This window comes from Microbacterium commune (genome assembly GCF_014836945.1).
In the GTDB taxonomy this organism is placed as follows: Bacteria; Actinomycetota; Actinomycetes; order Actinomycetales; family Microbacteriaceae; genus Microbacterium; species Microbacterium commune.
In genome coordinates, this window is record NZ_JACSPX010000001.1 from 1,307,442 (window position 1) to 1,329,631 (window position 22,190).

The 22,190-nt window shown below is 69.9% G+C and carries 24 protein-coding genes; 18 read left to right on the forward strand and 6 right to left on the reverse strand.

Annotated elements, in window-relative coordinates:
- Positions 1 to 13: 13 nt before the first annotated feature.
- From H9633_RS06045 to H9633_RS06060, 4 genes are all read left to right on the forward strand, one after another.
- The gene (locus H9633_RS06045) at positions 14 to 991 is read left to right on the forward strand and encodes a permease (RefSeq protein ID WP_191712453.1); all 978 of its coding nucleotides are present in this window, start codon (positions 14 to 16) and stop codon (positions 989 to 991) included.
- The gene (locus tag H9633_RS06050) at positions 984 to 1,766 is read left to right on the forward strand and encodes a TIGR03943 family putative permease subunit (RefSeq protein WP_191712454.1); all 783 of its coding nucleotides are present in this window, start codon (positions 984 to 986) and stop codon (positions 1,764 to 1,766) included. The genes H9633_RS06045 and H9633_RS06050 overlap by 8 nt, the downstream gene beginning before the upstream one ends.
- A 291-nt stretch (positions 1,767 to 2,057) precedes the next feature.
- A complete protein-coding gene (locus H9633_RS06055; RefSeq protein WP_083428856.1) occupies positions 2,058 to 3,524 on the forward strand; it encodes a FecR family protein in 1,467 nt (488 codons plus the stop codon).
- A complete protein-coding gene (locus H9633_RS06060) occupies positions 3,521 to 4,192 on the forward strand; it encodes a DNA-3-methyladenine glycosylase (RefSeq protein WP_071645083.1) in 672 nt (223 codons plus the stop codon). The genes H9633_RS06055 and H9633_RS06060 overlap by 4 nt, the downstream gene beginning before the upstream one ends.
- 104 nt (positions 4,193 to 4,296) lie before the next feature.
- Here the strand turns inward: H9633_RS06060 and H9633_RS06065 are convergent, their stop codons facing one another.
- Positions 4,297 to 5,298 (reverse strand): LacI family DNA-binding transcriptional regulator, encoded by a 1,002-nt coding sequence (locus H9633_RS06065; protein WP_071645081.1) that lies wholly within the window; start codon positions 5,296 to 5,298, stop codon positions 4,297 to 4,299.
- Positions 5,288 to 6,496, reverse strand: a complete 1,209-nt coding sequence (locus H9633_RS06070; protein ID WP_191712455.1) for a Gfo/Idh/MocA family protein — start codon at positions 6,494 to 6,496, stop codon at positions 5,288 to 5,290. Before H9633_RS06070 ends, H9633_RS06065 begins: the two co-directional genes overlap by 11 nt.
- Between H9633_RS06070 and H9633_RS13290 the strand changes: the two genes are divergently transcribed.
- The 6 genes from H9633_RS13290 to H9633_RS06100 all read left to right on the forward strand — a co-directional run bounded on the left by H9633_RS13290 (position 6,495) and on the right by H9633_RS06100 (position 10,189).
- Entirely contained in the window at positions 6,495 to 6,611 is a 117-nt protein-coding gene (locus H9633_RS13290; protein ID WP_396654510.1) for a hypothetical protein, read from the forward strand. The genes H9633_RS06070 and H9633_RS13290 overlap by 2 nt on opposite strands.
- 224 nt (positions 6,612 to 6,835) lie before the next feature.
- Positions 6,836 to 7,072, forward strand: coding sequence for a 50S ribosomal protein L28 (rpmB, locus tag H9633_RS06080; RefSeq protein ID WP_071645079.1), 237 nt, complete (start codon positions 6,836 to 6,838; stop codon positions 7,070 to 7,072).
- The gene (gene rpmG, locus H9633_RS06085; protein ID WP_045250846.1) at positions 7,072 to 7,242 is read left to right on the forward strand and encodes a 50S ribosomal protein L33; all 171 of its coding nucleotides are present in this window, start codon (positions 7,072 to 7,074) and stop codon (positions 7,240 to 7,242) included. Before rpmB ends, rpmG begins: the two co-directional genes overlap by 1 nt.
- A 2-nt stretch (positions 7,243 to 7,244) precedes the next feature.
- Entirely contained in the window at positions 7,245 to 7,550 is a 306-nt protein-coding gene (gene rpsN, locus H9633_RS06090) for a 30S ribosomal protein S14 (protein WP_071645078.1), read from the forward strand.
- 268 nt (positions 7,551 to 7,818) lie between these two features.
- Positions 7,819 to 8,106, forward strand: coding sequence for an HU family DNA-binding protein (locus H9633_RS06095; RefSeq protein WP_071645077.1), 288 nt, complete (start codon positions 7,819 to 7,821; stop codon positions 8,104 to 8,106).
- A gap of 70 nt (positions 8,107 to 8,176) precedes the next feature.
- A complete protein-coding gene (locus tag H9633_RS06100; RefSeq protein WP_318247208.1) occupies positions 8,177 to 10,189 on the forward strand; it encodes a cytochrome c oxidase assembly protein in 2,013 nt (670 codons plus the stop codon).
- 4 nt (positions 10,190 to 10,193) lie between these two features.
- Here H9633_RS06100 and H9633_RS06105 read toward each other — a convergent pair whose 3' ends face one another.
- Positions 10,194 to 11,294, reverse strand: coding sequence for a hypothetical protein (locus H9633_RS06105; protein WP_071645075.1), 1,101 nt, complete (start codon positions 11,292 to 11,294; stop codon positions 10,194 to 10,196).
- 68 nt (positions 11,295 to 11,362) lie between these two features.
- Between H9633_RS06105 and H9633_RS13250 the strand changes: the two genes are divergently transcribed.
- From H9633_RS13250 to H9633_RS06135, 6 genes are all read left to right on the forward strand, one after another.
- Positions 11,363 to 12,781, forward strand: a complete 1,419-nt coding sequence (locus H9633_RS13250) for an ATP-dependent DNA helicase (protein WP_083428855.1) — start codon at positions 11,363 to 11,365, stop codon at positions 12,779 to 12,781.
- Between the two features lie 60 nt (positions 12,782 to 12,841).
- Positions 12,842 to 14,128: a serine hydrolase domain-containing protein gene (locus tag H9633_RS06115; RefSeq protein ID WP_071645074.1), complete on the forward strand. Its 1,287-nt coding sequence runs from the start codon at positions 12,842 to 12,844 to the stop codon at positions 14,126 to 14,128.
- Between the two features lie 119 nt (positions 14,129 to 14,247).
- Positions 14,248 to 14,835 carry a hypothetical protein gene (locus H9633_RS06120; RefSeq protein ID WP_191712457.1) on the forward strand — a complete coding sequence of 196 codons (588 nt, stop codon included), beginning with the start codon at positions 14,248 to 14,250 and terminating at the stop codon, positions 14,833 to 14,835.
- A gap of 86 nt (positions 14,836 to 14,921) precedes the next feature.
- Complete coding sequence (locus H9633_RS06125; RefSeq protein WP_191712458.1) at positions 14,922 to 15,497, forward strand: copper resistance CopC family protein; 576 nt, start codon at positions 14,922 to 14,924, stop codon at positions 15,495 to 15,497.
- A 97-nt stretch (positions 15,498 to 15,594) separates the two neighbouring features.
- Entirely contained in the window at positions 15,595 to 16,611 is a 1,017-nt protein-coding gene (corA, locus tag H9633_RS06130) for a magnesium/cobalt transporter CorA (protein WP_191712459.1), read from the forward strand.
- Between the two features lie 65 nt (positions 16,612 to 16,676).
- Entirely contained in the window at positions 16,677 to 17,873 is a 1,197-nt protein-coding gene (locus H9633_RS06135) for a MalY/PatB family protein (RefSeq protein WP_191712460.1), read from the forward strand.
- 35 nt (positions 17,874 to 17,908) lie between these two features.
- Here the strand turns inward: H9633_RS06135 and H9633_RS06140 are convergent, their stop codons facing one another.
- Positions 17,909 to 18,376: a MarR family winged helix-turn-helix transcriptional regulator gene (locus H9633_RS06140; protein WP_191712461.1), complete on the reverse strand. Its 468-nt coding sequence runs from the start codon at positions 18,374 to 18,376 to the stop codon at positions 17,909 to 17,911.
- Between the two features lie 118 nt (positions 18,377 to 18,494).
- Here H9633_RS06140 and H9633_RS06145 point away from each other — a divergent pair, with 118 nt between their 5' ends.
- On the forward strand, positions 18,495 to 18,854 hold the full coding sequence (locus H9633_RS06145; RefSeq protein WP_191712462.1) for a DUF7882 family protein: 360 nt from the start codon (positions 18,495 to 18,497) through the stop codon (positions 18,852 to 18,854).
- The gene (locus H9633_RS06150) at positions 18,851 to 19,249 is read left to right on the forward strand and encodes a peptide ABC transporter permease (RefSeq protein ID WP_191712463.1); all 399 of its coding nucleotides are present in this window, start codon (positions 18,851 to 18,853) and stop codon (positions 19,247 to 19,249) included. Before H9633_RS06145 ends, H9633_RS06150 begins: the two co-directional genes overlap by 4 nt.
- 50 nt (positions 19,250 to 19,299) lie before the next feature.
- Here the strand turns inward: H9633_RS06150 and H9633_RS06155 are convergent, their stop codons facing one another.
- Together H9633_RS06155 and ppsA are read right to left on the reverse strand one after the other, a co-directional pair.
- Positions 19,300 to 19,641 carry a protein-L-isoaspartate carboxylmethyltransferase gene (locus H9633_RS06155; protein ID WP_191712464.1) on the reverse strand — a complete coding sequence of 114 codons (342 nt, stop codon included), beginning with the start codon at positions 19,639 to 19,641 and terminating at the stop codon, positions 19,300 to 19,302.
- A gap of 142 nt (positions 19,642 to 19,783) precedes the next feature.
- Complete coding sequence (ppsA, locus tag H9633_RS06160; RefSeq protein ID WP_191712465.1) at positions 19,784 to 22,168, reverse strand: phosphoenolpyruvate synthase; 2,385 nt, start codon at positions 22,166 to 22,168, stop codon at positions 19,784 to 19,786.
- Positions 22,169 to 22,190 lie beyond the last annotated feature (22 nt).

The following is a 22,190-nucleotide window of genomic DNA, read 5'->3' on the forward strand; positions in this document are numbered from 1 at the left end:
CCCGCCTCGCCGGGTGCCGACCGGGCAGGCGATCGCAGCGGGTGCCGGCATCGTCGCGGTGCTCGTGCTCATCGACCTGTTCGCGCCCACGCTCTTCGCCGACGCCCTGCCCGCCCGTGCTCAGGATGGCCTGACCCTCGCCCTCAGTGTGCTGATCGAGGCGCTGCCGTGGGTGATCCTCGGCGTCGTGCTGTCGATCGTCGTGCAGGTGTGGCTGCCCTCGGATGCCGTGCAGCGCTGGCTGCCGCGCAATGCGTGGGCGCGACGCGGCGTGCTGTCGCTGCTGGGCATGTTCATCCCCGTCTGCGAGTGCGGAAACGTGCCGTTCGCTCGCGGGCTGATGATGCGCGGACTCGCCCCGGCCGAGGCGATGACCTTCCTCATCGCGGCGCCCATCGTGAACCCCATCGTGATCCTCACCACCCACGCCGCGTTCGGCTGGGACGGCGGCATCCTCGTCGCGCGTCTGGTCGGCGGCTTCGTCATCGCGAACCTCATCGGGTGGCTCTTCAGCCTCCGCCGCGATCAGCAGGCCCTGCTCACCGAGCGGTTCGTCGACACCTGTGCGCACGTCGCGCACGAGCCCGGCAGCCCCGCCCGCCGCAGCCTCGTGCAGTTCCTCATCGAGCTGCGCGCCGTGATGCCCGCCCTCGTGATCGGTTCGGCGCTCGCCGGAGCCGTGCAGGTGCTCGTCCCGCGTGACGTGCTGCTGGCGATCGGCTCGAATCCCGTGCTGTCGATCCTCGCCATGGTCGCGCTCGCGATGACCGTCGCGATCTGCTCGAACGTCGACGCCTTCTTCGCCCTGTCGTTCGCCTCGACCTTCTCGTCGGGTGCGATCATCGCCTTCCTCATCGTCGGGCCGCTGGTCGACGTGAAGATGCTCGCGCTGCTGCGCACCACCTTCACCGCCCGCGTGCTGGCCGCCGTCGTCGGGGTCGTCGTGCTGTCGGCCTGCGTGATCGGGATCGGGGTGAACGTCCTTGGCTGAGACCGAGAACGCGCGACGCGAGCTCTGGCGCGCTGTCGTCACCCGCTGGCTGGGTGTCGGCCTCGCCGTCGTCATCTCGGTGGTCACGCTGGTGCTCGCCGTGACGGGGCGCCTCACCCTGTACAGCAGCCCCGAGACGGTGTGGTTCGCGGCCGCGGCGGCCGCGGTCACGCTCATCCTGGCCGTCTGGTCGTGCACCCTCCCGCTCGGCGCGGAGGGTGAGCACGACCACGACCACGCGGCCCCGGATGCCGGGACCCGGCGTCGACGGCGGATGCAGACGATCGCCGTGGTGACCGGGGGAGTGATCGCCTCCGCTGTCGTGCTCGCGGGCCTGGTGCTGCCGCCCGCATCGCTCTCGGCCCAGCTCGCGCTGTCGCGCGCCGGCGAGACGCCGACGCTGTTCGCCGGCGCCGACGATGTCGCACTCGGCGTCGCCGACACCACCAGCTTCGGGGTCGGCGACTGGTCGATCGCGTTCGCCAACTCCACCCGACCCGAGAAGTACGACGGTGCGGCGGTCACGCTCACCGGATTCGTCACCCCCGCCGAAGACGGCGACGTCAACCTCACCCGCATGGTGATCTCGCACTGCGTGATCGACGCGCAGCCGGCATCCGTGCCCGTGAGCGGCGGAGGGCTCGACGGCGACTACGAGACCGGGCAGTGGGTCGAGGTGACCGGCACCGTCCGTGCCGGCGACGACGGCACGCTGAGCATCGAGTCGGCGACCGTGAAGAGGATCGACGAGCCGAAGGACCCGTATGAGTACTGACGGTCCGGATGCCGGTGGCACCGGCGAGCAGCCGCTCACCCGCGCGCAGCTGCGCGCACTGCGTGCCGCGGACAACCGTGACGAACCGGCGGCCCCGCCCGAGGCATCCCCCCACCCCCGTCCAGCCGCGACGAACCGGCCCCCACCCCCCGTCCCGCCCGCGACGAACCGGCCCCCACCCCCCGTCCCGCCCGCGACGAACCGGCCCCCACCCCCCGTCCCGCGCGTGACGAAACGGGGGCCGACACTCCAGATGTCGGACCGATCGCGGGGATTCGTCCGACATCTGGCGTGTCGGCCCCCGGATCGGCGCCGCCCGCGGAGGGCCCCGTCGCCCCTGACCGGCCGGCCGCGGATGGATCGCCGCCTCCGGAGACGCCCGCGGCCCCGCGCGACCGGCGCTTCACGCTCGCGCTGCTGTCTGTCCTCGGCATCCTGACGGTGGTCGCCGGGGTGCTCGCCGTCGTCAGCCTCGTGCAGGGGCCGCGTCTGAGCCAGGTGCAGGTCGATCCGGCACAGGCGATCGAGGCATCCGGCAGCAGGCTCATCCTCACCGCCAACCAGAGTCTCGATGCGATCGACCCCGACCAGGTCACGGTCGAGCCCGCCGTGCCGTTCACGGTCGACGCGGGCGGGCGCAGCGTCGGCATCCGGTTCACCGTCCCGCTGCACGACGACACGACCTACCGGGTCGCCGTGGCCGGCGTCACCGCCGCGGGCGGAGGCACCGAAGCCGACCTCGAGACGAGCTTCCGCACGCCCGCGTCGAGCATCATGCTGCTGCAGCGCTCGGCCGACGGCGCCGACAAGATCTTCCTCTCCGACCTGAGCGGCGAGAAGGCGGCCCCCGTCTTCGAGCATCCCCGCATCAGCGACTTCCGTGCCACGACCGACGTCATCGTCGTGGCCGTCGAGGAGGACGACGGCTCGCGTCTGCTCGTGATGAACCGCGACGGGTCCGAGCAGCGCGAGCTGCCGCTGCCGGGCGAGGGGTACGTCTCGTCGGTGCAGGTCTCCGATCGTGGGGGTCTGGTCGGCTACAGCTACTCGGACCGCGAGCTCACCGAGGCGACCGGTCGCGCCAGCGTGCTCGTGACCCAGGCGCTCAGCGGCGCGGACGAGCCGCGCATCGTGCAGATCGACGGCGAGGAGGCGAACGTCGCCGAGTGGCGTTTCGTGCCCGACTCGTCAGCGCTGCTGTTCATCGACTTCGACGGCTCCCTGACGGTCGAGGATCCCACCGGCGACGCGGGCGCGCAGCCGATGGGCGTCGCGGCGAGCATCCTCGGGGTCAACCGCGGCACGTACACCGCGCTCATCGAGCGCGCAGACGGCAGCTTCGTCGTGCTCGACCTCACCGACGGCACCGAGCAGCCCCTGCCGGCCTCCGACCCCGACTACGGCGACGCGGTGGGCATCGAGGCGTTCCCCGGCGGCACCCTGCGACACATCGTGCAGCGCGACGAGCTGGGCATGCCGACCGGCCAGGCCGTCGTGCGCGTCGACGAGGAGGGCGCGGCGACCATGGTGGCCGAGGTGAGCGGCGAGGACTCGATCCTGCAGACCTGCGTCTCGCCCAGCGGCCAGTACGCCGCCGTCACCATCGCCCCCGATCTCGCGAACAACGAGTACGACGACCTGCTGCTGCCGCTGCCCGTCACGGTGCACACCCGTCTCATCGACCTGCTCGGCGACCGCGAGCTGCCGACCCTGAGCGGCTTCGACATCTCGTGGTGCCGCACGGCTCCGCTGCCATGACGCTCGACCGTCAGGACCTGCTCGCGCTGCCGATCGACGTGGCACCCCGTCTGCTCGGCGCCGAGCTGCGCACGATCGTCGACGGCGTCGCCACCGCCCTGCGCATCACCGAGGTCGAGGCCTATCACGGCCGTGGCACCGGTGACGTGGCCGACCCCGGATCCCACGCGAGGATGGGCCCGACCGCGCGCAACGCCACGATGTGGGGCGAGCCGGGGCACCTGTACGTGTACCTCAGCCACGGCATCCATTCCTGCATCAACGTCGTCTGCGGACCCGAGGGGACGGCCGGGGGAGTGCTGCTGCGCGCCGGCGAGATGGTGGAGGGAGTGGATGCCGCGGCGCACCGTCGCGGCGTCAGGGGCCCGCTCTCGCGCATCGCGCGGCGCGACCTCGCCCGCGGGCCCGGCCGGCTGGGGCAGGCTCTCGGTCTGCGCCACCCGCTGCACGACGGCATCGACATCGTCTCGGGCGAAGAGCACAACGGCGCGGTTGCACGGCTGACCTGGGGTGCGCCCGTGGCCGACGTCTCCGCCGGACCGCGCGTGGGTGTCGCGGGTGTCGCGGGCACCATGGCGTTCCCCTGGCGGTTCTGGATCACCGGCGACCCGACGGTGTCGCCCTTCCGGTGGGGGCGCGGCGCCCGGGAGGCGGCGGAGGGACGCTGAATCCCGGGATGCCCGAGCGCCCGGGTCAGCCCGGTCGAGTCCCCGGGTCAGCCCGGTCGAGTCGCCGCGCCAGCGCGGTCAGGTGCACGCGGGCGAACGTCGCGTCAGGCGACCGTGCATCCGCACGACTCGCGCACCCGCAGCTCGGTGGCGAACTCGTGGTGGCGGCGGTCGTCGCCGGACGCGAGCAGAATCCGCACGGTGGCGTGCGCCATCTGCTCCAGCGGCTGTACCGCCGTCGTCAGGCGAGGCCACACGAACTCGGCCGCCACGGTGCCGTCGAACGACGCGATGGCGATGTCGTCCGGCACTCGCAGACCGTGCTGGCCGAACGCGGCGAGCATGCCGATCGCGATCTGGTCGGACGCTGCCAGTACCGCCCGAGGCCGGCGGGGCGCCCGCATCAGCTGCATCGCCGCGTCGTAGCCGCCCTGGTGGGTGAACGGCACATGCACGAGCGGCCCGAGGGGCAGCCCGGCCGCGCTCAGGGCATCGCGCCAGCCTCGCTCGCGTTCGTCGTACCTGGCCGCGCTTCCCGCGAATCCGATGTCCCGGTAGCCGTGGGAGATGAGGTGCTCCGTCGCGCCGCGCGCGCCCACCGCGAAGTCGACGCCGACGCTGTGCAGACCGTCCGTCTCGCCGAACTGTCCGATCACCACCGCGGGGATGCCGAGGGCCTCGACCAGCGACTGCTCGCGCGCGGTCAGCACGTCGGCGATGATCAGACCCCCGATCTGGCGTGAGACGAGGTCGCGGATCTGCTCGGAGGTCGCCACCTGCTCGCGGTCGGAGTTCACGATCAGCAGCGAGCGGCCGTTGTCGGCGCTGGCCTGATCGAGGGCGTGGCAGAGCTCGGCGAAGAACGGGCTGCGGTTGTCGTGGACGAGCAGGCCGAACATGTCGGCCGAGCCCATCGACAGCGCCCGTGCGGCCGCGTTCGGGCGGTAGCCGAGCACGCGCACCGCGTCGAGCACCCGTTCCCGGGTGAGCGGGGCGACCGCCTTCGGCCCGTCGTTGAGCACATAGCTGACGACGGCGGTGCTCACGCCGGCATAACGGGCGACGTCGGCCCGGGTCACCGACCGCGGTCGACGGTCAGCGTGCATTCGGTTGTCCCATATCGGGAATCATAAGCCGCTCGCCGCCTCGACGCGCCGACTCGTGCGCCATAACGCCGGGCAGCGTGAACCGAGCCGCCTGCCAGGCGTTCACCGGCGGCAGCGTCTGATCGGTCACGGCGCGCACGAAATCGTCGACGAGGAAGTGGTGGCTGCCCTCGTGACCGTTGGGCAGCTTCTGCAGCTCGGCGGGGATGCGGGTGCGCTCCTGCTCGTGGATCGCCGCGTACCCCGAGACGAACGCGTCACGCAGCGCCGGTGCGATCCCCGACAGGGCGGGGTCGTCGACGGATGCCGAGGGGTCGGTGTCGACGAGGTGCGAGATGTCCTCCACGCCCTGGCGGGTCTGCCACACCGTGGTGCCGGCGAGCTGCTCGAACGAGCCCTCCGTGCCGAACCAGCGGAAGCGCGACTCGCGCAGGTGGGTGGGATAGCCCACCCGGCGGAACTCGTTGATCCGCATCGAGCCCCCGCCCGCGACCTCGAACAGGGCGGTGGCGTTGGAGAAGTCGTTGTCGAACTGGCTGAGCTGACGCTCGAACACCCCGTCGCCGCGCTCGTCGGTCACGCCGATCGCCGACACGGCGACGGCATGGGTGGGCCAGGCGCCGAGCACGCCGCCGATCGAGTGCGTCGGGTACAGCAGCGGCGGGTAGCTGGCGGTGCTCTTCCACTCCGCGCCACCCGAGTACTGGTACGCCTCGTAGAAGCCGAGGTCCATGTCGTGGATGTAGTCGCCCTCGCCGTAGAACAGGCGGCCGAACTCGCCGGCGGCGAGCTTCTGCCTCGCGTAGACCGTGGCGGGGTTGTAGAAGCTCGTCTCGCCCATCATGTAGGTGAGGCCCGTGTCGCGGACGGCGTCGATGATGGCGCCGATCTCGTCGACGGTGATCGCCATGGGCACGGCGGAGTACACGTGCTTGCCGGCGCGCAGCGCCTTGACGACGAGCGGACCGTGGGTCCAGCGCTGCGTGAAGATCGCGATCGAGTCGATCGCAGGCGACGCGATCATCTCGTCGAAGCTGTCGAACGTCCCGGCGAGGCCGGCGGAGGTCACCAGCTCGGTCGCCCGAGAGCGGACGACGTCCGTGACATGCACGGCCGAGATGCCCGGATGATGATGGAAGAGGGTGGCGAACTGACCTGCGAACTGGCCCGCGCCGACGAGCCCCATGGTGAACGCCATGTGCCGCAGTCTTCCATCCGCCGTCAACAGGTGTCAACAAAGGGAAGGGGCCCCGGAACCGTGCCCCTCAGAACGGTTCCGGGACCCCTCGGTCCCCAGTGATCTACGCGGGTAGAGTAGCACGATTCGAGAATGTTCGCACCACTCTGATATCGGAATCCGGTGCGGCACGGCTGAACGACGACGCCGTGCTAGACTGACTCCTTGTCTGTGCACACTCCTGTGCGCAGTTCGTATCCCACACCTCTCTCCCGGCCTTGTGCTGTGCCTGCGGGTGGGATGCAGACAAGGGATCTTGGGTGGGGCCGTCCGGCCTCACGGTAATGAAGGAGTCACAACATGGCAGCAGTGTGCCAGGTGACCGGTGCTGTTCCCGGCTTCGGTCACAACATCTCGCACTCGCACCGCCGGACGAAGCGCCGCTTCGACCCGAACGTGCAGAAGAAGACCTACTACGTGCCGTCGCTCGGTCGTAAGGTCACCCTGAACGTGTCCGCCAAGGGCATCAAGGTGATCGACGCTCGCGGTATCGAGAAGGTCGTCGCGGACCTCAAGGCGAAGGGTGTGAAGCTCTAATGGCCAAGAAGGCTCAGGACATCCGTCCGATCATCAAGCTGCGCTCGACGGCGGGCACCGGTTACACGTACGTGACCAAGAAGAACCGCCGCAACACCCCGGACCGCCTCGTGCTGAAGAAGTACGACCCGGTCGTTCGCAAGCACGTCGAATTCCGCGAGGAGCGTTAATCATGGCGAAGAAGAGCAAGATCGCTCGCAACGAGCAGCGCAAGGTCATCGTCGAGCGCTACGCCGAGCGTCGCGCCGAGCTGAAGAAGACCCTGGTCGACCCGAACGCCACCGACGAGGCCCGCGAGGCCGCACGCGTCGGCCTGCAGAAGCTTCCGCGCAACGCGTCGCCGAGCCGCGTGCGTTCGCGCGACGCCATCGACGGCCGCCCCCGTGGCGTGCTCACGAAGTTCGGCATCTCGCGTGTCCGCTTCCGTGACATGGCTCACCGTGGCGAGCTGCCCGGCATCACCAAGTCGAGCTGGTAAGCATTCCCCGAGCTCGTCGAAGGGCTGCACAGGGGGCGAGGATCTTCGGATCCTCGCCCCTTTTGCATTCCCCCCGATCCGTCAACCGGTCGAATCTGTGACCGAAGTGGCCAAAGTGACGCAACTCGCCGGGAAATCCGGCCAAAACCCGCGAAATGACGCGGAATCACATCCCGCGGTTGGTACATTCAAGGCGGTCGAACGACCGACGGGGGCTCTCCCTCGAAATCAACACGATGCGACGGACCTTCGTCGCTGGAGGAGTGACATGGCTGACAAGTCCATCACCAAGACCGAGCTCGTCGCGAGCATCGCTTCCGCCACCGGCGAGAGCCAGGCCACCGTCTCGCGCGTGCTCGACTCGCTGTTCACCACCGTCTCGGACGCCGTTGCCAAGGGCAGCAAGGTCTCGATCCCGGGCTGGATCGCGTTCGAGCAGGTCGACACCGCCGCCCGCACCGGCCGCAACCCGCAGACCGGCGCCGAGATCAAGATCCCGGCCGGCAAGCGCGTCAAGGTCACCGCTGGCTCGAAGCTGAAGGCAGCCGTCAAGTAAGACCGCTCGCCGTACGGAAGGCCGTCCCCTCGGGGGCGGCCTTCCGTCGTATCGGCCGTAGGCTGGAAGCGTGAACCCGTACCGTCTCGCTGGCCTGGCGATCCTCGTCATCAGCGGGGCCGCCGGACTCATCGCCGCCCTCATCGTGGGCGGCGGCGCGGTGCCTCCGAAGCTGCTCGACCCCGGCCCCATCGTCATGTGGGGTCTTCCCGCCGTGAAGCTCGTCGCCAACCTCGGCGCCGCGGCGATGCTCGGCTCGCTGGTGCTGGCGCTGTTCGCCCTGCGCGTCGGGACCCGACCGTTCGAGCGGGCGATCGACACGGCATCCGCGGGGGCGGCCGTCTTCACCATCGGCTCGGGCATCACCGCATTCCTCACGTTCATGGCGGCGTTCAACCCGAAGCTCACCGCCGACCGCGGCTTCGGCGATCAGTTCGGCCGGTATCTGCTCGAGCTGCCGCTGGGTCAGGCCTGGCTGATCACCACGCTGATGGGCGCGGTGATCACGCTGCTGCTGTTCGGCTGGCGCAGCTGGACGGGCACGGCGTTCACCGCGGTGCTCGCCGCGGCGGCCTTCCTGCCGATGGCCACGCAGGGCCACTCGGGTGACGTCGCCGGTCACACCGTCGCGGTGAACGCGATCCTGCTGCACACGATCGGCGCCGCCGTGTGGGTGGGCGGGGTGCTGCTGCTCGTCATCCTCCGTCACGTCGACGGACGCGTCGGCGCTCAGCCGAAGACGGGGAAGACGGCGAAGACGGATGCCCGCATCGACCTGCCCGTGCTCGTCGCACGCTACTCGTCGCTGGCGCTCGCCGCGTTCGTGGTCGTGGCGTTCTCGGGCGTCGCGCGCACCGTCGTCGCGCTGGGGGAGTGGAGCGAGCTGCTCTCGCCGTACGGCCTGATCGTCATCGCCAAGGCCGTCGCCCTCGTCGGGCTCGGCCTGTTCGGCGCCTGGTACCGACGCCGACTCATCCCGCACCTCGACGGTGCCCGCGAGAAGCGCGCGTTCTGGTCGCTGATCCTCGGCGAGCTCGCCCTGATGGGCATCGCCTCCGGCGCCGCCGCCGCGCTCGCCCGCACGCCCCCGCCGCTCGGCGAGCAGGCGCCGGCCGTGCAGACGCCCGCGCAACGGCTCACCCGGGAGCCGCTGCCGCCCGAGCTGACCCTCGACCGCTGGTTCACGTCGTTCGACCTCGACGTGCTGTGGATCGCGGCCGCCGGCTTCGGCGTCTTCCTCTACATCGTGGGGATCGTCCGGCTGCGCCGGCGCGGGGATGCCTGGCCGGTGCATCGCACGATCTTCTGGATGCTCGGCATGGCCCTGCTGCTGTGGGTCACGAGCGGTCCGATCAACGCGTACCAGGACTACCTGTTCAGCGTGCACATGGCAGGACACATGCTGCTCAGCATGGCGATCCCCGTGCTCCTCGTCGCGGGCGCTCCGATCACGCTGGCGCTGCGCAGCATCCACAAGCGCGACGACGGCACGCGCGGCGGGCGCGAGTGGATCCTGTGGGCGGTGCACTCGCCGTACTCGCGGTTCATCACGCATCCGTTCGTCGCCGCCGGCATCTTCGCCGTGTCGCTGTGGGCGTTCTACTTCACCGATTTCGTGCGCTGGGCGATGTACGACCACCTGGGACACGAGTGGATGATCATCCACTTCCTCATCTCGGGCTACCTGTTCGCGATGACGCTGATCGGCGTCGATCCGATCCCGTACCGTCTGCCGTACGCGGGCCGGCTCATCACGCTGATCGCCGTGATGGCCACGCACGCGTTCTTCGGCATGGCGATCATGATGCAGTCGGGCCTGTTCGTCGCCGAGTGGTTCGGCTCGATGGGCCGCACCTGGGGACCGACGCCGATGGAGGATCAGTACATCGGCGGTGGCATCGCGTGGTCGGTCGGCGAGATCCCGACGCTGATCCTGGCGGTCACCGTCGCGATCCAGTGGTCGCGATCGGATGCCAGGCTGCAGCGTCGCCGTGATCGACATGCCGATCGCACCGGGGACGCCGAGCTGGAGGAGTACAACGCTCGGCTGGCACGGATGGCCGAGCGGGACAGCGTGCGCTGAGGGCTCAGTCCTCGAGCGTCGGCTGATCGCCGTCCGGCGAGCCGACGCGGATCGACACCGATCCGTCCGGGAGCACGGTCGCGGTGCCGTTCACCCGGAACGGCACGTCCTGCGAGACGTCGCGGACGGTGCCGTCGAACAGCGACTGGATCCGCACCTCGATGTGCGCCATCGCGTCGGTGGGAGGCAGCGCCCAGGCGCCGCCGTCGGGCTCGAGGGTCACGACGGGCTGTGCGGTGATCGACCACTTCGGCACGGTGTCCGGGGCGAGCCGGTTGTGCAGCTGCAGACCGAACGGGCAGCGGGTGGGCTGCAGCACCTCCTGCGTCGCGCACTCGGTGAGGAACTGCTCGACCTGCTGCTGCACGACCTCGACGAACCTCTCGGTCGGCTGGGCCTGCACATCGACGGGCGTGCGAGCGAGCGCGGTGTCGGCGAGCACGCTCACCCCCGGGGTGGACGAGATGGCCGTGTCGACGGTGACCGAGTACCTGCCAGGGGTGAACACCAGCAGGTGCAGGGGGTCGAGCGGGGCGGCATCCGCGCCGTCGACGGACACCTGACGCCGATCGATCGCGAAGCCGTTCACCGCGAAGACGTCGGCGCCGCGCACGGTGAGCTGGATCTCGGCCAGCGGGCTCACCGTGAAGCGCCAGTTCGGGGCGACTCCCACCCAGCCGTCCTGCGCGACGGTGAAGATCGAGGTGCCGTCGACACCGCCGGCGACGTAGTCGACGACGATCTCGTGCACGCCGTCCTTCGAGCCCTTCTCGGTGACGGTCACGTCGGTGAGCGGGGCGAGGGCGGCCCGGCGCAGCAGCGCTTCGGAGGCGGAGGCGTCGATCCCGGCATCCTGCAGCACGGCGAGGTCGAGCGAGACGCCCGGAACCTGCAGCGCCTCGGCGGCGCGCCCGCTGGAGAGCAGATCCAGGTACCGCTGCACGAAGGCGGAGGGGCTGTAGAACGACTGGTACAGCGACATCCCGCCCGCGGCGATCGCGGCGAACAGCAGCACGCCGATGACGGCCAGCAGGGTGAGGTCGGACCGCAGGCTGGAGCGCCCGCGCGGGCGCGTCCGCCCCGGTGACACCCGCCCCTGCATCATGGCGCAAGTCTAGGCAGTCGGCGCTGGGACGATGCCGTACGCACCCGTCGGGGACTTAACATAGGGTCGTGTCCGTCGCCCTCTCCGAAGAACAGCACGCGCTGTTCCGACTCATCGAGGACACCGATGAGCACGTCTTCATCACCGGTCGTGCCGGAACGGGCAAGTCGACCCTCCTGCAGCACTTCGCCTGGAACACGAAGAAGCAGATCGCGATCTGCGCGCCCACCGGTGTCGCCGCCCTGAACGTCGAGGGGCAGACGATCCATTCGCTCTTCCGGCTGCCGGTCGGACTCATCGCCGAGAGCGAGATCGAGCAGTCCGACGCGACCCGCCGCATCCTCAACGCGATCGAGACCCTCGTCATCGACGAGATCTCGATGGTGAACGCCGATCTGATGGATGCCATCGACCGATCTCTCCGTCAGGCGCGCGGCAAGCGCGGCATCCCGTTCGGGGGAGTGCAGGTGGTCATGTTCGGCGACCCGTACCAGCTCGCGCCGGTGCCGCCGCGCGGCGACGAGCTGCGGTACGTGCAGGATCACTACCGCTCGTTCTGGTTCTTCGACGCCAAGGTGTGGACCGGAGGCAGGGACGACGCCGGCGGCATGCTCGACATCGGCAGCTACGGCGCGAAGCTGCACGTGCACGAGCTGGTGCACATCCACCGCCAGTCCGACGACGGCTTCAAGGCGATGCTGAACGCCGTGCGGTACGGGCGCGTCACCGCCGACATCGCGGGTGCGCTGAACGAGAAGGGCGCGCGCACTCCGCCCGAGCCCGAGCCGGGCGAGGTGCCGATCATCACCCTCGCGACCCGCAACGACATCGTGAACAGCATCAACCGGCGCCACCTCGCGGCCCTGCCGGGGCGCGAGCAGACCGCGCACGCCGAGGTGTCGGGCGACTTCGGGCGGGGCGAGGCGAACTACCCCGCCGACGCCGAACTGAAGCTGAAGGTGGGCGCGCAGGTGATGTTCCTGCGCAACGACATCGCCATGCAGGGCGAGCCCCCGCGCTGGGTGAACGGGTCGATCGGGACGGTCACCCGCATCCTCGGCGACACCGTGCGCGTCGAGGTGGACGGCGACGAGTTCGATGTCGAGCCGGCCGTGTGGGAGAGGTTCCGCTACGCGTACAACCCGGGCACGAAGACCCTGAGCCGCGAAGTCGCCGCGGAGTTCACCCAGTTCCCGCTGCGCCTGGCCTGGGCGGTCACGATCCACAAGTCGCAGGGCAAGACCTACGATCGCGCGGTCGTCGACCTCGGATCGGGTGCGTTCGCGCCGGGGCAGACGTATGTCGCGCTGTCGCGGCTCACCTCGCTCGACGGGCTGTACCTCTCGCGCCCGCTGCGGCCGAGCGACATCCGCGTCGACGAGGACGTGCGTCGATTCATGCGCGAGGCGTGGGAAGCGCGTCAGGCCCGGCGAGCCGAGAGCGCCGCAGCAGACGGGAAGAAGGAAAAGGGCATCCGGATGCCGTGACGGGCGGCCTTTCAGCCTCGTCGCCCTAGACTCGGAGAGTCCATCCCCCGGGAGTGTTTCATGCATCTTCGTTCGTCGCGCCGTGTGCGCGCAGCCGTTGGCGGCGTGCTCGCCCTGGCCCTCGCACTGACCGGCTGCACCGGATCGGATTCCGAGTTCAGCTACACGCCCCCGAAGCAGGTCGACGCGAAGCTGCCCGACGATGTGACCGGGCAGCTGCAGGCCGCCGTCGAGCGGGCGATCGTCGCCAGCGGATCCTCGGGCGCCATCGTCGGCGTCTGGGTGCCCTGGAGCGGCGAGTGGGTCACCGGCGTGGGCACGCAGGGCCCGGACGGCGCCGAGGTGACCACCGACATGTCGTTCCGCATCGCCGACGTCACCCGGCTGATGACGTGCGATGTCCTCTACGGCATGGCCGACGACGGCACGGTCGAACTGGACACCCCCGTGCCGAAGTACGTCTCGGGCGTCGCCGACCTCTCCGACATCACGCTGCTCGACCTCTGCAACGGCACGAGCGGCGTCGGCTCCTCCGAGGCCGTGGTCAAGCCGTACTGGCTGAACACGCCGGGGCGCGAGTGGGCTCCCCTGCAGCTGGCCAGCTTCGGGCTGGGCACCGCCCGCACACCGGCGCACACCGAGTACCGCGAGTCGGACGCCGGGTACCTCATGCTGGGCATGGCGCTGGAGCGCGTGTCCGGTCGCAGCGCGTCCGAGCTGATCGCGAAGTACGTCACGGGGCCGCTCGAGCTGGCGTCCACCTCGCTGCCGCCGCGCGAGTCGGCTGCACCCAGCCCGTCGCCGGCGCTCAAGGGCACCTTCCTTCCCCCGGCCGAGGGCGGCGGGTACGACTGCGCGGCCCCCGTCGACATCACGAAGAGCTCGTCGAGCATCGGGTTCACCGACTCGGGCGTCGTCTCGACCATCACCGACCTCGGGCGCTACGCCCAGGCGGAGGCCCGTCAGGCGCTGCGCGCGAAGAACGCCGAGCCCGCTCGCTTTGGCGCCCCGCTCCCCGTCAGCCCCGGCGCGCCGAGCTGGTACCAGGCGACCGGCGGCGGGTACCTCGTGGGCTCGATGGTCGGACAGCACGGCTGGGTTCCCGGCTACGCGACCGCGGCGTACTCCGACCCGGCCACCGGCTTCACCGTGGCGGTCACGCTCAACGGCTCGTCCGCGGGTGGCGCGATGGCCGCGTACCTCGCCTGGGAGCTCGCGGCGATCGCGTCGAAGGCTCCTGCTGCCGAGGGGCAGACGGCGCCGGAGTTCGGACTGCCGTTCACGGCTGAGCAGTACGCGCAGAGCATCGCTGACGCGGCCATCTGCGCACCGCCTGCCGCGGAGTGAGCCGCGCGAGCATCCGAGGCGACCTGCTCGCCAGCGCCGGCGCGGTCTGGGCGGGGCGCCAGGGGCAGCCCCATGGCGTCGCCTCCGACGTGCCTCCCACGCCATGAAAGGATGGACGGGTGCGCTCGTCTGGTAGATCTCGGCTCCTCCGCGGCTTCGCGGGCGCCTCGATCTCGACGTTCGTCGCCCTCGCCTCCCACGTCTGGGTCGGCGGTCAGATGCCGGGGATGCTCGGTGTCGCGGTTCCCTGGCTGCTGTCGTTCATGCTCTGCACGCTGCTCTCGGGCATCCGCCTGTCGGCGATCAGGCTGACGTTCTCGGTGATGGTGTCGCAGGCGCTGTTCCACGTGCTGTTCGTGCTCGGCGCGATCGCACCGCGAGGCGGCATCGCACCGCACGTGCACGGGCCGCTCACGCTGCCCACCGCCGGCACGGCGGTCGTCCCCGAGGATGCGGGCATGTGGCTCGCGCACGGCATCGCCGCGCTCGTCACCGTCGTCGCGCTGCATCGTGGTGAGCGTCTGATCCAGGCGCTCACGGCCCTGGCATCCTCCGTCGTGCGCTGGCTGACGCGCTCGGTCGCCGTCGCACCGGCTGTGCCCGCCGTTCCGACCCGGCCGCGCTGGGCACTGCTGCCGGCATCGCCGCGCGCCGAGCCGCGCCTGGCCGCGCTGCATCGGCGCGGGCCGCCTCTGAACGTCGTCTGATCCATCGCCGCCGTATGGCCGCGTCGGGCGCCCCGCGCCCCTTCCAGATGATTCGCCGCGTCGCGGCACCCAGAAAGAGGTCTCCCATGTTCCGCATCCGCACCACCATCGCCGCCGTCGCCGTGGCGACCGTCGCCGCGCTCGCCGTCGCCGCTCCGGCGTCCGCTCACGACACGATCGTCTCGAGCACCCCTGCCGCCGATTCGCAGCTGACCGCCGCGCCCACCGAGGTCGTGCTGACCTTCTCGAACACGCTGCTCTCCATCGACGAGAACAGCGGCACGGCCATGACCGTCGTCGACGAGTCCGGTCAGGACTGGGTGGCCGGGCCGCCCTCGATCGAGGCCGATACGGTCACGGTTCCGCTGTCGGAGGGGATGCCCGACGGCGCCTACACGGTGACCTGGCAGGTCGTCTCGAGCGACGGGCACCCGACGTCGGGGGAGTACGCGTTCTCGCTGACCGTGCCCGAGCCCACGGCGACGCCCAGCGCCACCCCGAGCGAGACGGCTGCGGCAGACGCGACGGCCCAGCCATCCGACGCCGCACAGCCGACCGAGCAATCCGACCCGATGCCGTGGCCGCTGCTGATCGGCCTCGGAGTGGTGCTGCTCGCCGCCGTCATCACCGCCATCGTGATCGTCGCGCGACGCCGGCGCTGACCCGGATCGAATCGAACGGGCCCCGCCGCGCATCGGCGGGGCCCGTTCCCGGTGGTACGTTCGCGACAGCGCGAACGGCGCAGTCAGGAGGCACGGCATGGCGATCGTCGACAACGGCATCTACGTGGGCGGTGCGCGCACGGCGAATCCCGACAGCATCGACGAGACCTTCGAGCTGATGCGCGAGCGCGGCGGAATGGGCTGGATCGGTCTGTATCGACCGGATGCCGAAGAGCTGCAGACGGTCGCCGCCGAATTCCGGCTGCACGAGCTCGCCGTCGAAGACGCCCTGCGCGGGCATCAGCGCCCCAAGCTCGAGCACTACGAAGATCATCTCTTCGTCGTGCTGCGACCCGCGCGCTACCTCGACGCGGAGGAGGAGGTGGAGTTCGGCGAGGTGCACGTGTTCGTCGGGCGCGACTTCGTCGTCACGGTGCGCCACGCCGAGGAGCCGGACCTCGGGCAGGTGCGCCGCCGCCTCGAGAGCGATCCCATCCTGCTCGCCCACGGGCCGGAGGCCGTGCTGTACGCGATCCTCGACGAGGTGGTCGACCGGTACGCGCCGGTGCTGGCCGGGCTCGAGAACGACATCGACGAGATCGAGAACCAGCTGTTCGTCGATGACGTCGACGCCACGCAGCGCATCTACGAGCTCTCGCGCGAGGTGCTCGAGTTCCAGCGCGCGGCGCAGCCGCTGACGGACATCGTCGGCGGGCTGCTGCGCGAGGGGGAGAGGCGCGACGCGGATGCCGAGCTGCAGCGTCGACTGCGTGACGTGCACGATCACGCCATCCGGGTCGCCGACCGGGCCGCCACGTTCCGCGCTGTGCTCGAGAACGCGCTCACCGTCGAGTCGACGATCGTCGCACGCCGGCAGAACGAGGAGATGCGGCGGATGACCCAGGAGAGCATCCGTCAGGGCGACCAGATGAAGCGGATCTCGGCGTGGGCGGCGATCCTGTTCGCGCCGACGCTGATCGGATCGATCTATGGCATGAACTTCCTCGACATGCCCGAGCTGAACTGGCCGTACGGGTACCCGCTCTCGATCGCCGCGATGGTCGCGCTCGGCGGCGGTCTCTACCTCGCGTTCAAGCGCAAGGGCTGGCTGTAGCGGCGTGTGACGCTGCGCGGCGCCGGTCATCCCGGATGCCGGGGCGGGCACGGCAGAATGGATGCATGAGCCTCGCCGACCTCGCCGCACCGCACCCGTACGACGCGATCACCGAGGCCGACCTGCGGCGGGCGGGCAGCGTCAAGTGGACGCGTTTCCCCGACACGATCGGCACGTTCATCGCCGAGATGGACTTCGGCGTCGCGCCCGCGATCTCGGATGCCGTCGGCGACGCGCTGCGCGCCGGATTCACCGGCTACCTGCCCGTGCCGACCGCTCGCGCGCTGCAGCAGGCGGTCGCCGATTGGTATGCCGATCGATACGGCTGGACCGTGCCGAGTGCGGACGTGCGGCTCGTCGCCGACGTGATCGCCGCGTACGAGTTCGCGATCACCACCTACACCCAGCCCGGCGCGGCGGTGATCGTGCCGACGCCCGCCTACATGCCGTTCCTCGATGTGCCGCTGAGACACGGACGTCGAGTGATCGAGGTGCCCAGCCTCGAGGTCGACGGGCGCTGGGTCATGGACCTCACGGCCGTCGCATCCGCGTTCGCCGACGGCGGCGAGCTGCTCGTGCTCTGCAACCCGCACAATCCGCTGGGCACAGTCGCGACTCGGGAAGAGCTGCTGGCGATCGCGGAGACCGTGTCGGCTGCCGGTGGGCGGGTCTTCTCCGACGAGATCCACGCTCCGCTCGTGTACGAGCCCGCCCGGCACATCCCGTACGCATCCGTGTCGGATGGTGCGGCCGCGCACACGCTGACGGCGACGTCGGCGTCGAAGGCATGGAACCTCGCCGGCTTCAAGTGCGCGCAGCTGATCCTGTCGAACGCCGAGACCAGGGACGCGTGGGATGCCGACGGCGGGTGGGCCGGTCACGGCACCGCGACGATCGGCGTGATCGCGCAGCTCGCGGCCTACACCGGGGGCGCCGAGTGGCTGGCGGAGGTGATCGAGTACCTCGACGGCAACCGGCGACTGCTCGCTGAGCTGGTGGCGGAGCACCTTCCCGGGGTGCGGGTCACCGTGCCGGAAGGGACCTACATCGCCCTGCTCGATTTCCGCGGCACGCGGCTGTGGTCCGAGCTCGGTGCGGATGCCGATCTCGGCGCCTGGTTCCGCGAGAACGCCGCGGTGTCGATGACCGACGGCGCGCTGTGCGGTCAGGCCGCGATCGGGTGCACGCGGTTCGTGTTCGCCACTCCAAGACCGCTCATCGGCGAGGCCGTGCGGCGGATCGCGGCGGCGCTCAGCAGCTGACGCGCTGCCCGGTCGGCGTCAGGCGGTGGTCGGCGTCAGGCGCCGGTCGAACGGCTGGCCTGGTCTGCGGCGGCAGTGAGCCGACGGAGGAATCCGACGACGGCAGCCTGCTCCGCTTCCGTGAGGTCTGCGGCGATCTCCTGCGTCGCCTGCTGAAAGGCGACGACGGGCGCGCCCACGGTCTGCTCCGCGAGCGGCGTGGCCGTGATCACCAGGCTGCGACGGTCGGAGGGGTGCCGCACGCGCTCGATGGCGCCGGCGCGCTCGAGGCGATCGAGCAGAGCGGTCATGGATGCCGAGGTGACGCCGAGGTGCTTAGACAGCGCGGTCGGGGTCACGGTGTCGCCGTTCATGGCGGCACCGAGGAGGTACTGGATGATGCGGATCTCGTTGTCGGACATCGAGGACACCTGCCGGGCACGCGCATGCATCGCGCTATCGGCTTCCTGGTACTGCCGAAGGGCATCGATGATCACCTCCGCGGCGTCAAGCTGAACGCTCATGGCCACCTCCTGCTCCCACTATAGCAAGACGTGAAGCGTGGCAGATATGTAGTTTGACAAACTACTTTTGATCTGAGTAAGTTTTCTCACATCGGATACACCGACCTGAGGAGTTGAAATGGGCACGCTGCACTACGGAGCGACCGGCGAAGCAATCGAGATGCCGGACCGCATCCTCGCTCACCTGAAGGTTCTCGTGTCGACCAAGCTGCGCCGGAACGAGAGCTTCTCGCTCTCGTGGGACCGTCTGGTCGACGGAGGCGTCGAGCGCTCCAGCATCTGGCTGCACTGCTCGATCCCGCTGCAGTTCAAGATGGACGCCGAGGCCGCCAAGCAGCTCGACCGGAGCTACCTGCAGCAGCTCGCCGATCAGGCGAACTCGTCGGCGGGCGTCGTCATCGATCTCTGCGACCAGGTCGCCGAGCGCGAGATCACCGAGCTCGATGTCCGCACCCCGGCACTGGCGCGTGTGGCATGACCATCGCAGAGCACCCCGCAGGCCGCCTTTACGTCCCCGGCGCCGTCTCGGCGACCGACCCGGTCGCTCCCACGGCCGGCATCGTGCCGCGTGCGGTGACGTGGAGCAAGGTCGACACCGGCTTCCACGTCGCCTCGAAGGCCGGCGAGTACGTCGGCTCGGTCGACACGACCCCCGACGGTCACTTCGTCGCCTTCGACGCGACGAGCGCGCCGATCGGCCGTTACGCGGATCTTTCCGAAGCCAAGACGGCCGTGCTGTCATGGAAGCCGGAGCGCGCCCGCATGCGCGATCGCCACGTCGGTCGGATCGTGCATCCCATCGCCGCGTCCGCCGGCCTCGTGGCCGGCGTCACCGCCGCGTTCGGCGCACTGCTCACGGTGTTCCCCGCCTGAGCGCCGGCCTCAGCCGCGCGGTCCGTGCGTGAACGCGCGTAGACGTGCGGTCAGTGCGTGAGGACGACCGCGTCGGTCTTCTGCTGCAGGAATGAACGGAGCTCCGCGAGAGACATGAGGTCTTCCGCGAGCTGACGAAGGGCCGCGTCGTCGAGGTCGAGCGTCTCATTTCGCTCCTCGAACGTGACCACCCAGTTGGGCAGCCCCTGACGGATCTCGGGGTGCAGGAACGTGATCGTGCTGGCGGAACGCAGCGTGACGACCACTATTCCGGAGTTCGGTCCGGCCTCGAAGTTTTTGTCGAGCACCGCGACGCCCAGCGAGTCCGCGCTGTGCGACTCGATGTACTCGTTGACCCAGCGCTCCACTGTGGTCCGGTCGCGATATGGCATGGGGCACCTGCATTCGTTCGATGAGCGCACATACGCTCACTCTGAACCGTAGCCGACTGTGCGGGGTGAGGGGCCGCGGCCCGCCCGGCAAGACATATCGCGCATCGTTGTTTCGCTCCATGTCACCTGCCGAGCGCCGGACTCACACCTGCATCGGCGCCATTCGCGCCAGTCGCAGCCACGTCTCGATGACGGTGTCGGGGTTCAGGGACACCGATTCGATGCCCTGTTCGACGAGCCACTCCGCGAGCTCGGGGTGATCGCTCGGGCCCTGGCCGCAGATGCCGACGTACTTGCCCTGACGACGGCATGCCTCGATCGCCATCGAGAGCAGCTTGAGCACGGCCGGGTCGCGCTCGTCGAAGGTGTCCGCCACCAGTGCGCTGTCGCGGTCGAGACCGAGCGTGAGCTGCGTCATGTCGTTCGAGCCGATCGAGAAGCCGTCGAAGTGCTGGAGGTAGTCGTCGGCGAGCAGCGCGTTCGTCGGGACCTCGCACATCATGATGACCTTCAGGCCGTTCTCGCCCCGGCGCAGGCCGTTCTCGCCCAGCAGCTCGACGACGGCCTGCCCCTCGGCCACGGTGCGGACGAACGGAACCATCACTTGCACGTTGGTGAAGCCCATCTCGTCGCGCACGAACTTCAGCGCCTCGCACTCCATCTCGAAGCACTCGCGGAACTCCGGGGAGATGTAGCGCGAGGCCCCGCGGTATCCGATCATCGGGTTCTCCTCGTGCGGCTCGTAACGATCCCCGCCCAGGAGGTTGGCGTACTCGTTCGACTTGAAATCGCTCAGCCGCACGATCACCGGCTCCGGGGCGAACGCGGCGGCGAGCATCGAGACGCCCTCGGCCACCCGCTGCACGAAGTACTCGCGCGGCGACGGGTAGGCGGCGATCCTGGCATCCACCTGTCGGCGGAGGTCGTCGGGCAGGGTGTCGTGCTCGAGCAGGGCGCGGGGATGGATGCCGATCTGCCGGTTGATGATGAACTCCAGCCGGGCCAGACCGACCCCGCGGTGCGGAAGGCGGGAGAACGAGAACGCCTGATCGGGCGTTCCGACGTTCATCATGATCTTCACCGGCGGTTCCGGCATGCTGTCGAGCGCCGTCTCCTCTTCGGCGAAGGCCAGGATGCCCTTGTACACGACGCCCGTGTCTCCGTCGGCACAGGACACGGTGACCGGCTGGCCGTCGGCCAGCACGCGCGTCGCGTCGCCCGTGCCGACGACGGCGGGGATGCCGAGCTCGCGGGCGATGATCGCGGCGTGGCAGGTGCGGCCGCCGCGGTTGGTGACGATCGCGGATGCGCGCTTCATGATCGGCTCCCAGTCGGGATCGGTCATGTCGGCCACGAGCACGTCCCCGGTCTGGAACTCGCTCATCTGCGTGGCATCGCGCAGCACGCGCACGGGACCCGCGCCGATCCGCTGCCCGATCGCACGACCCTCGACGGCGACGGGGCCCGTCTCCTGCAGACGGAAGCGCCGCATGACGTTCGCCGATGCGCGCGACACGACCGTCTCGGGGCGCGCCTGCAGGATGTACAGCTGACCGTCGACACCGTCCTTGCCCCACTCGATGTCCATCGGTCGGCCGTAGTGCGCCTCGATCACGAGCGCGTGCTGCGCGAGTTCGGTGAGCTCGGCGTCGCTGATCGACAGCAGGGGGCGGTCCTCGGCCGGAACGTCGACGAAGGCGGTGCTGGCGCCGACCTCCGTGCTGTCGGTGTAGCGCATGGCGATCGCCTTCTCGCCCACCGAGCGCTTGAGGATCGCCGGACGACCGGCGCGCAGCGCCGGTTTCGACACGTAGAACTCGTCGGGATTCACCGCGCCCTGCACGACGGCCTCGCCGAGTCCGTACGAGCTGGTGACGAACACCGCCTGATCGAAGCCCGACTCCGTGTCGACGGTGAACATCACACCCGACGAGCCGACGTCCGAGCGCACCATCCGCTGAACGCCCGCCGACAGGGCGACGTCGTCGTGATCGAAGCCGTGGTGCACGCGGTAGGCGATCGCCCGGTCGTTGTACAGCGAGGCGTACACGGCGCGGATCGCGGTGAGGACGTTCTCGACGCCGCCCACGTTGAGGAACGTCTCCTGCTGGCCGGCGAACGAGGCATCCGGAAGATCCTCGGCCGTGGCGGACGAGCGGACCGCCCACGTGACGCCGTCGGGATCGGCATCCGTCGCCACGAGCCGGTCGTACGCGTCGCGGATGTCGCGCTCGAGGTCGGCCGGCAGAGGGTGTTCGATGATCCAGGTGCGGATCTCGGTGCCGACCAGGGCGAGCCGCGTGACGTCGTCGGTGTCGAGGCCCGCAATCGCGCCGCGGATGCGCTCGCGCAGCCCGTCGTGCGCGAGGAAGCGCCGATAGGCATCCGCGGTCGTCGCGAAGCCGCCCGGCACGCGCACGCCCAGATCGGCGAGATTCGAGATCATCTCCCCGAGCGAGGCGTTCTTGCCGCCCACCTGGGGGAGGTCGGTCATTCCGATCTGATCGAACCAGAGGATGTTGGTCACGAGGAGCTCTTTCGTCTGAGGG

Excerpts from the sequence above, each read along its gene's own strand:
- rpsN (WP_071645078.1), top strand. The coding sequence starts at position 7,245 with ATGGCGAAGAAGAGCAAGATCGCTCGCAACGAGCAGCGCAAGGTCATC.
- H9633_RS06150 (WP_191712463.1), top strand. The coding sequence starts at position 18,851 with ATGACCATCGCAGAGCACCCCGCAGGCCGCCTTTACGTCCCCGGCGCC.
- H9633_RS06140 (WP_191712461.1), bottom strand. The coding sequence starts at position 18,376 with ATGAGCGTTCAGCTTGACGCCGCGGAGGTGATCATCGATGCCCTTCGG.
- H9633_RS06145 (WP_191712462.1), top strand. The coding sequence starts at position 18,495 with ATGGGCACGCTGCACTACGGAGCGACCGGCGAAGCAATCGAGATGCCG.
- H9633_RS06135 (WP_191712460.1), top strand. The coding sequence starts at position 16,677 with ATGAGCCTCGCCGACCTCGCCGCACCGCACCCGTACGACGCGATCACC.
- rpmB (WP_071645079.1), top strand. The coding sequence starts at position 6,836 with ATGGCAGCAGTGTGCCAGGTGACCGGTGCTGTTCCCGGCTTCGGTCAC.
- rpmG (WP_045250846.1), top strand. The coding sequence starts at position 7,072 with ATGGCCAAGAAGGCTCAGGACATCCGTCCGATCATCAAGCTGCGCTCG.
- H9633_RS06115 (WP_071645074.1), top strand. The coding sequence starts at position 12,842 with ATGCATCTTCGTTCGTCGCGCCGTGTGCGCGCAGCCGTTGGCGGCGTG.
- H9633_RS06105 (WP_071645075.1), bottom strand. The coding sequence starts at position 11,294 with ATGATGCAGGGGCGGGTGTCACCGGGGCGGACGCGCCCGCGCGGGCGC.
- H9633_RS06070 (WP_191712455.1), bottom strand. The coding sequence starts at position 6,496 with ATGGCGTTCACCATGGGGCTCGTCGGCGCGGGCCAGTTCGCAGGTCAG.
- H9633_RS06125 (WP_191712458.1), top strand. The coding sequence starts at position 14,922 with ATGTTCCGCATCCGCACCACCATCGCCGCCGTCGCCGTGGCGACCGTC.
- H9633_RS13290 (WP_396654510.1), top strand. The coding sequence starts at position 6,495 with ATGTGCCGCAGTCTTCCATCCGCCGTCAACAGGTGTCAACAAAGGGAA.
- H9633_RS06095 (WP_071645077.1), top strand. The coding sequence starts at position 7,819 with ATGGCTGACAAGTCCATCACCAAGACCGAGCTCGTCGCGAGCATCGCT.
- H9633_RS06065 (WP_071645081.1), bottom strand. The coding sequence starts at position 5,298 with ATGCACGCTGACCGTCGACCGCGGTCGGTGACCCGGGCCGACGTCGCC.
- corA (WP_191712459.1), top strand. The coding sequence starts at position 15,595 with ATGGCGATCGTCGACAACGGCATCTACGTGGGCGGTGCGCGCACGGCG.
- H9633_RS06060 (WP_071645083.1), top strand. The coding sequence starts at position 3,521 with ATGACGCTCGACCGTCAGGACCTGCTCGCGCTGCCGATCGACGTGGCA.
- H9633_RS06155 (WP_191712464.1), bottom strand. The coding sequence starts at position 19,641 with ATGCCATATCGCGACCGGACCACAGTGGAGCGCTGGGTCAACGAGTAC.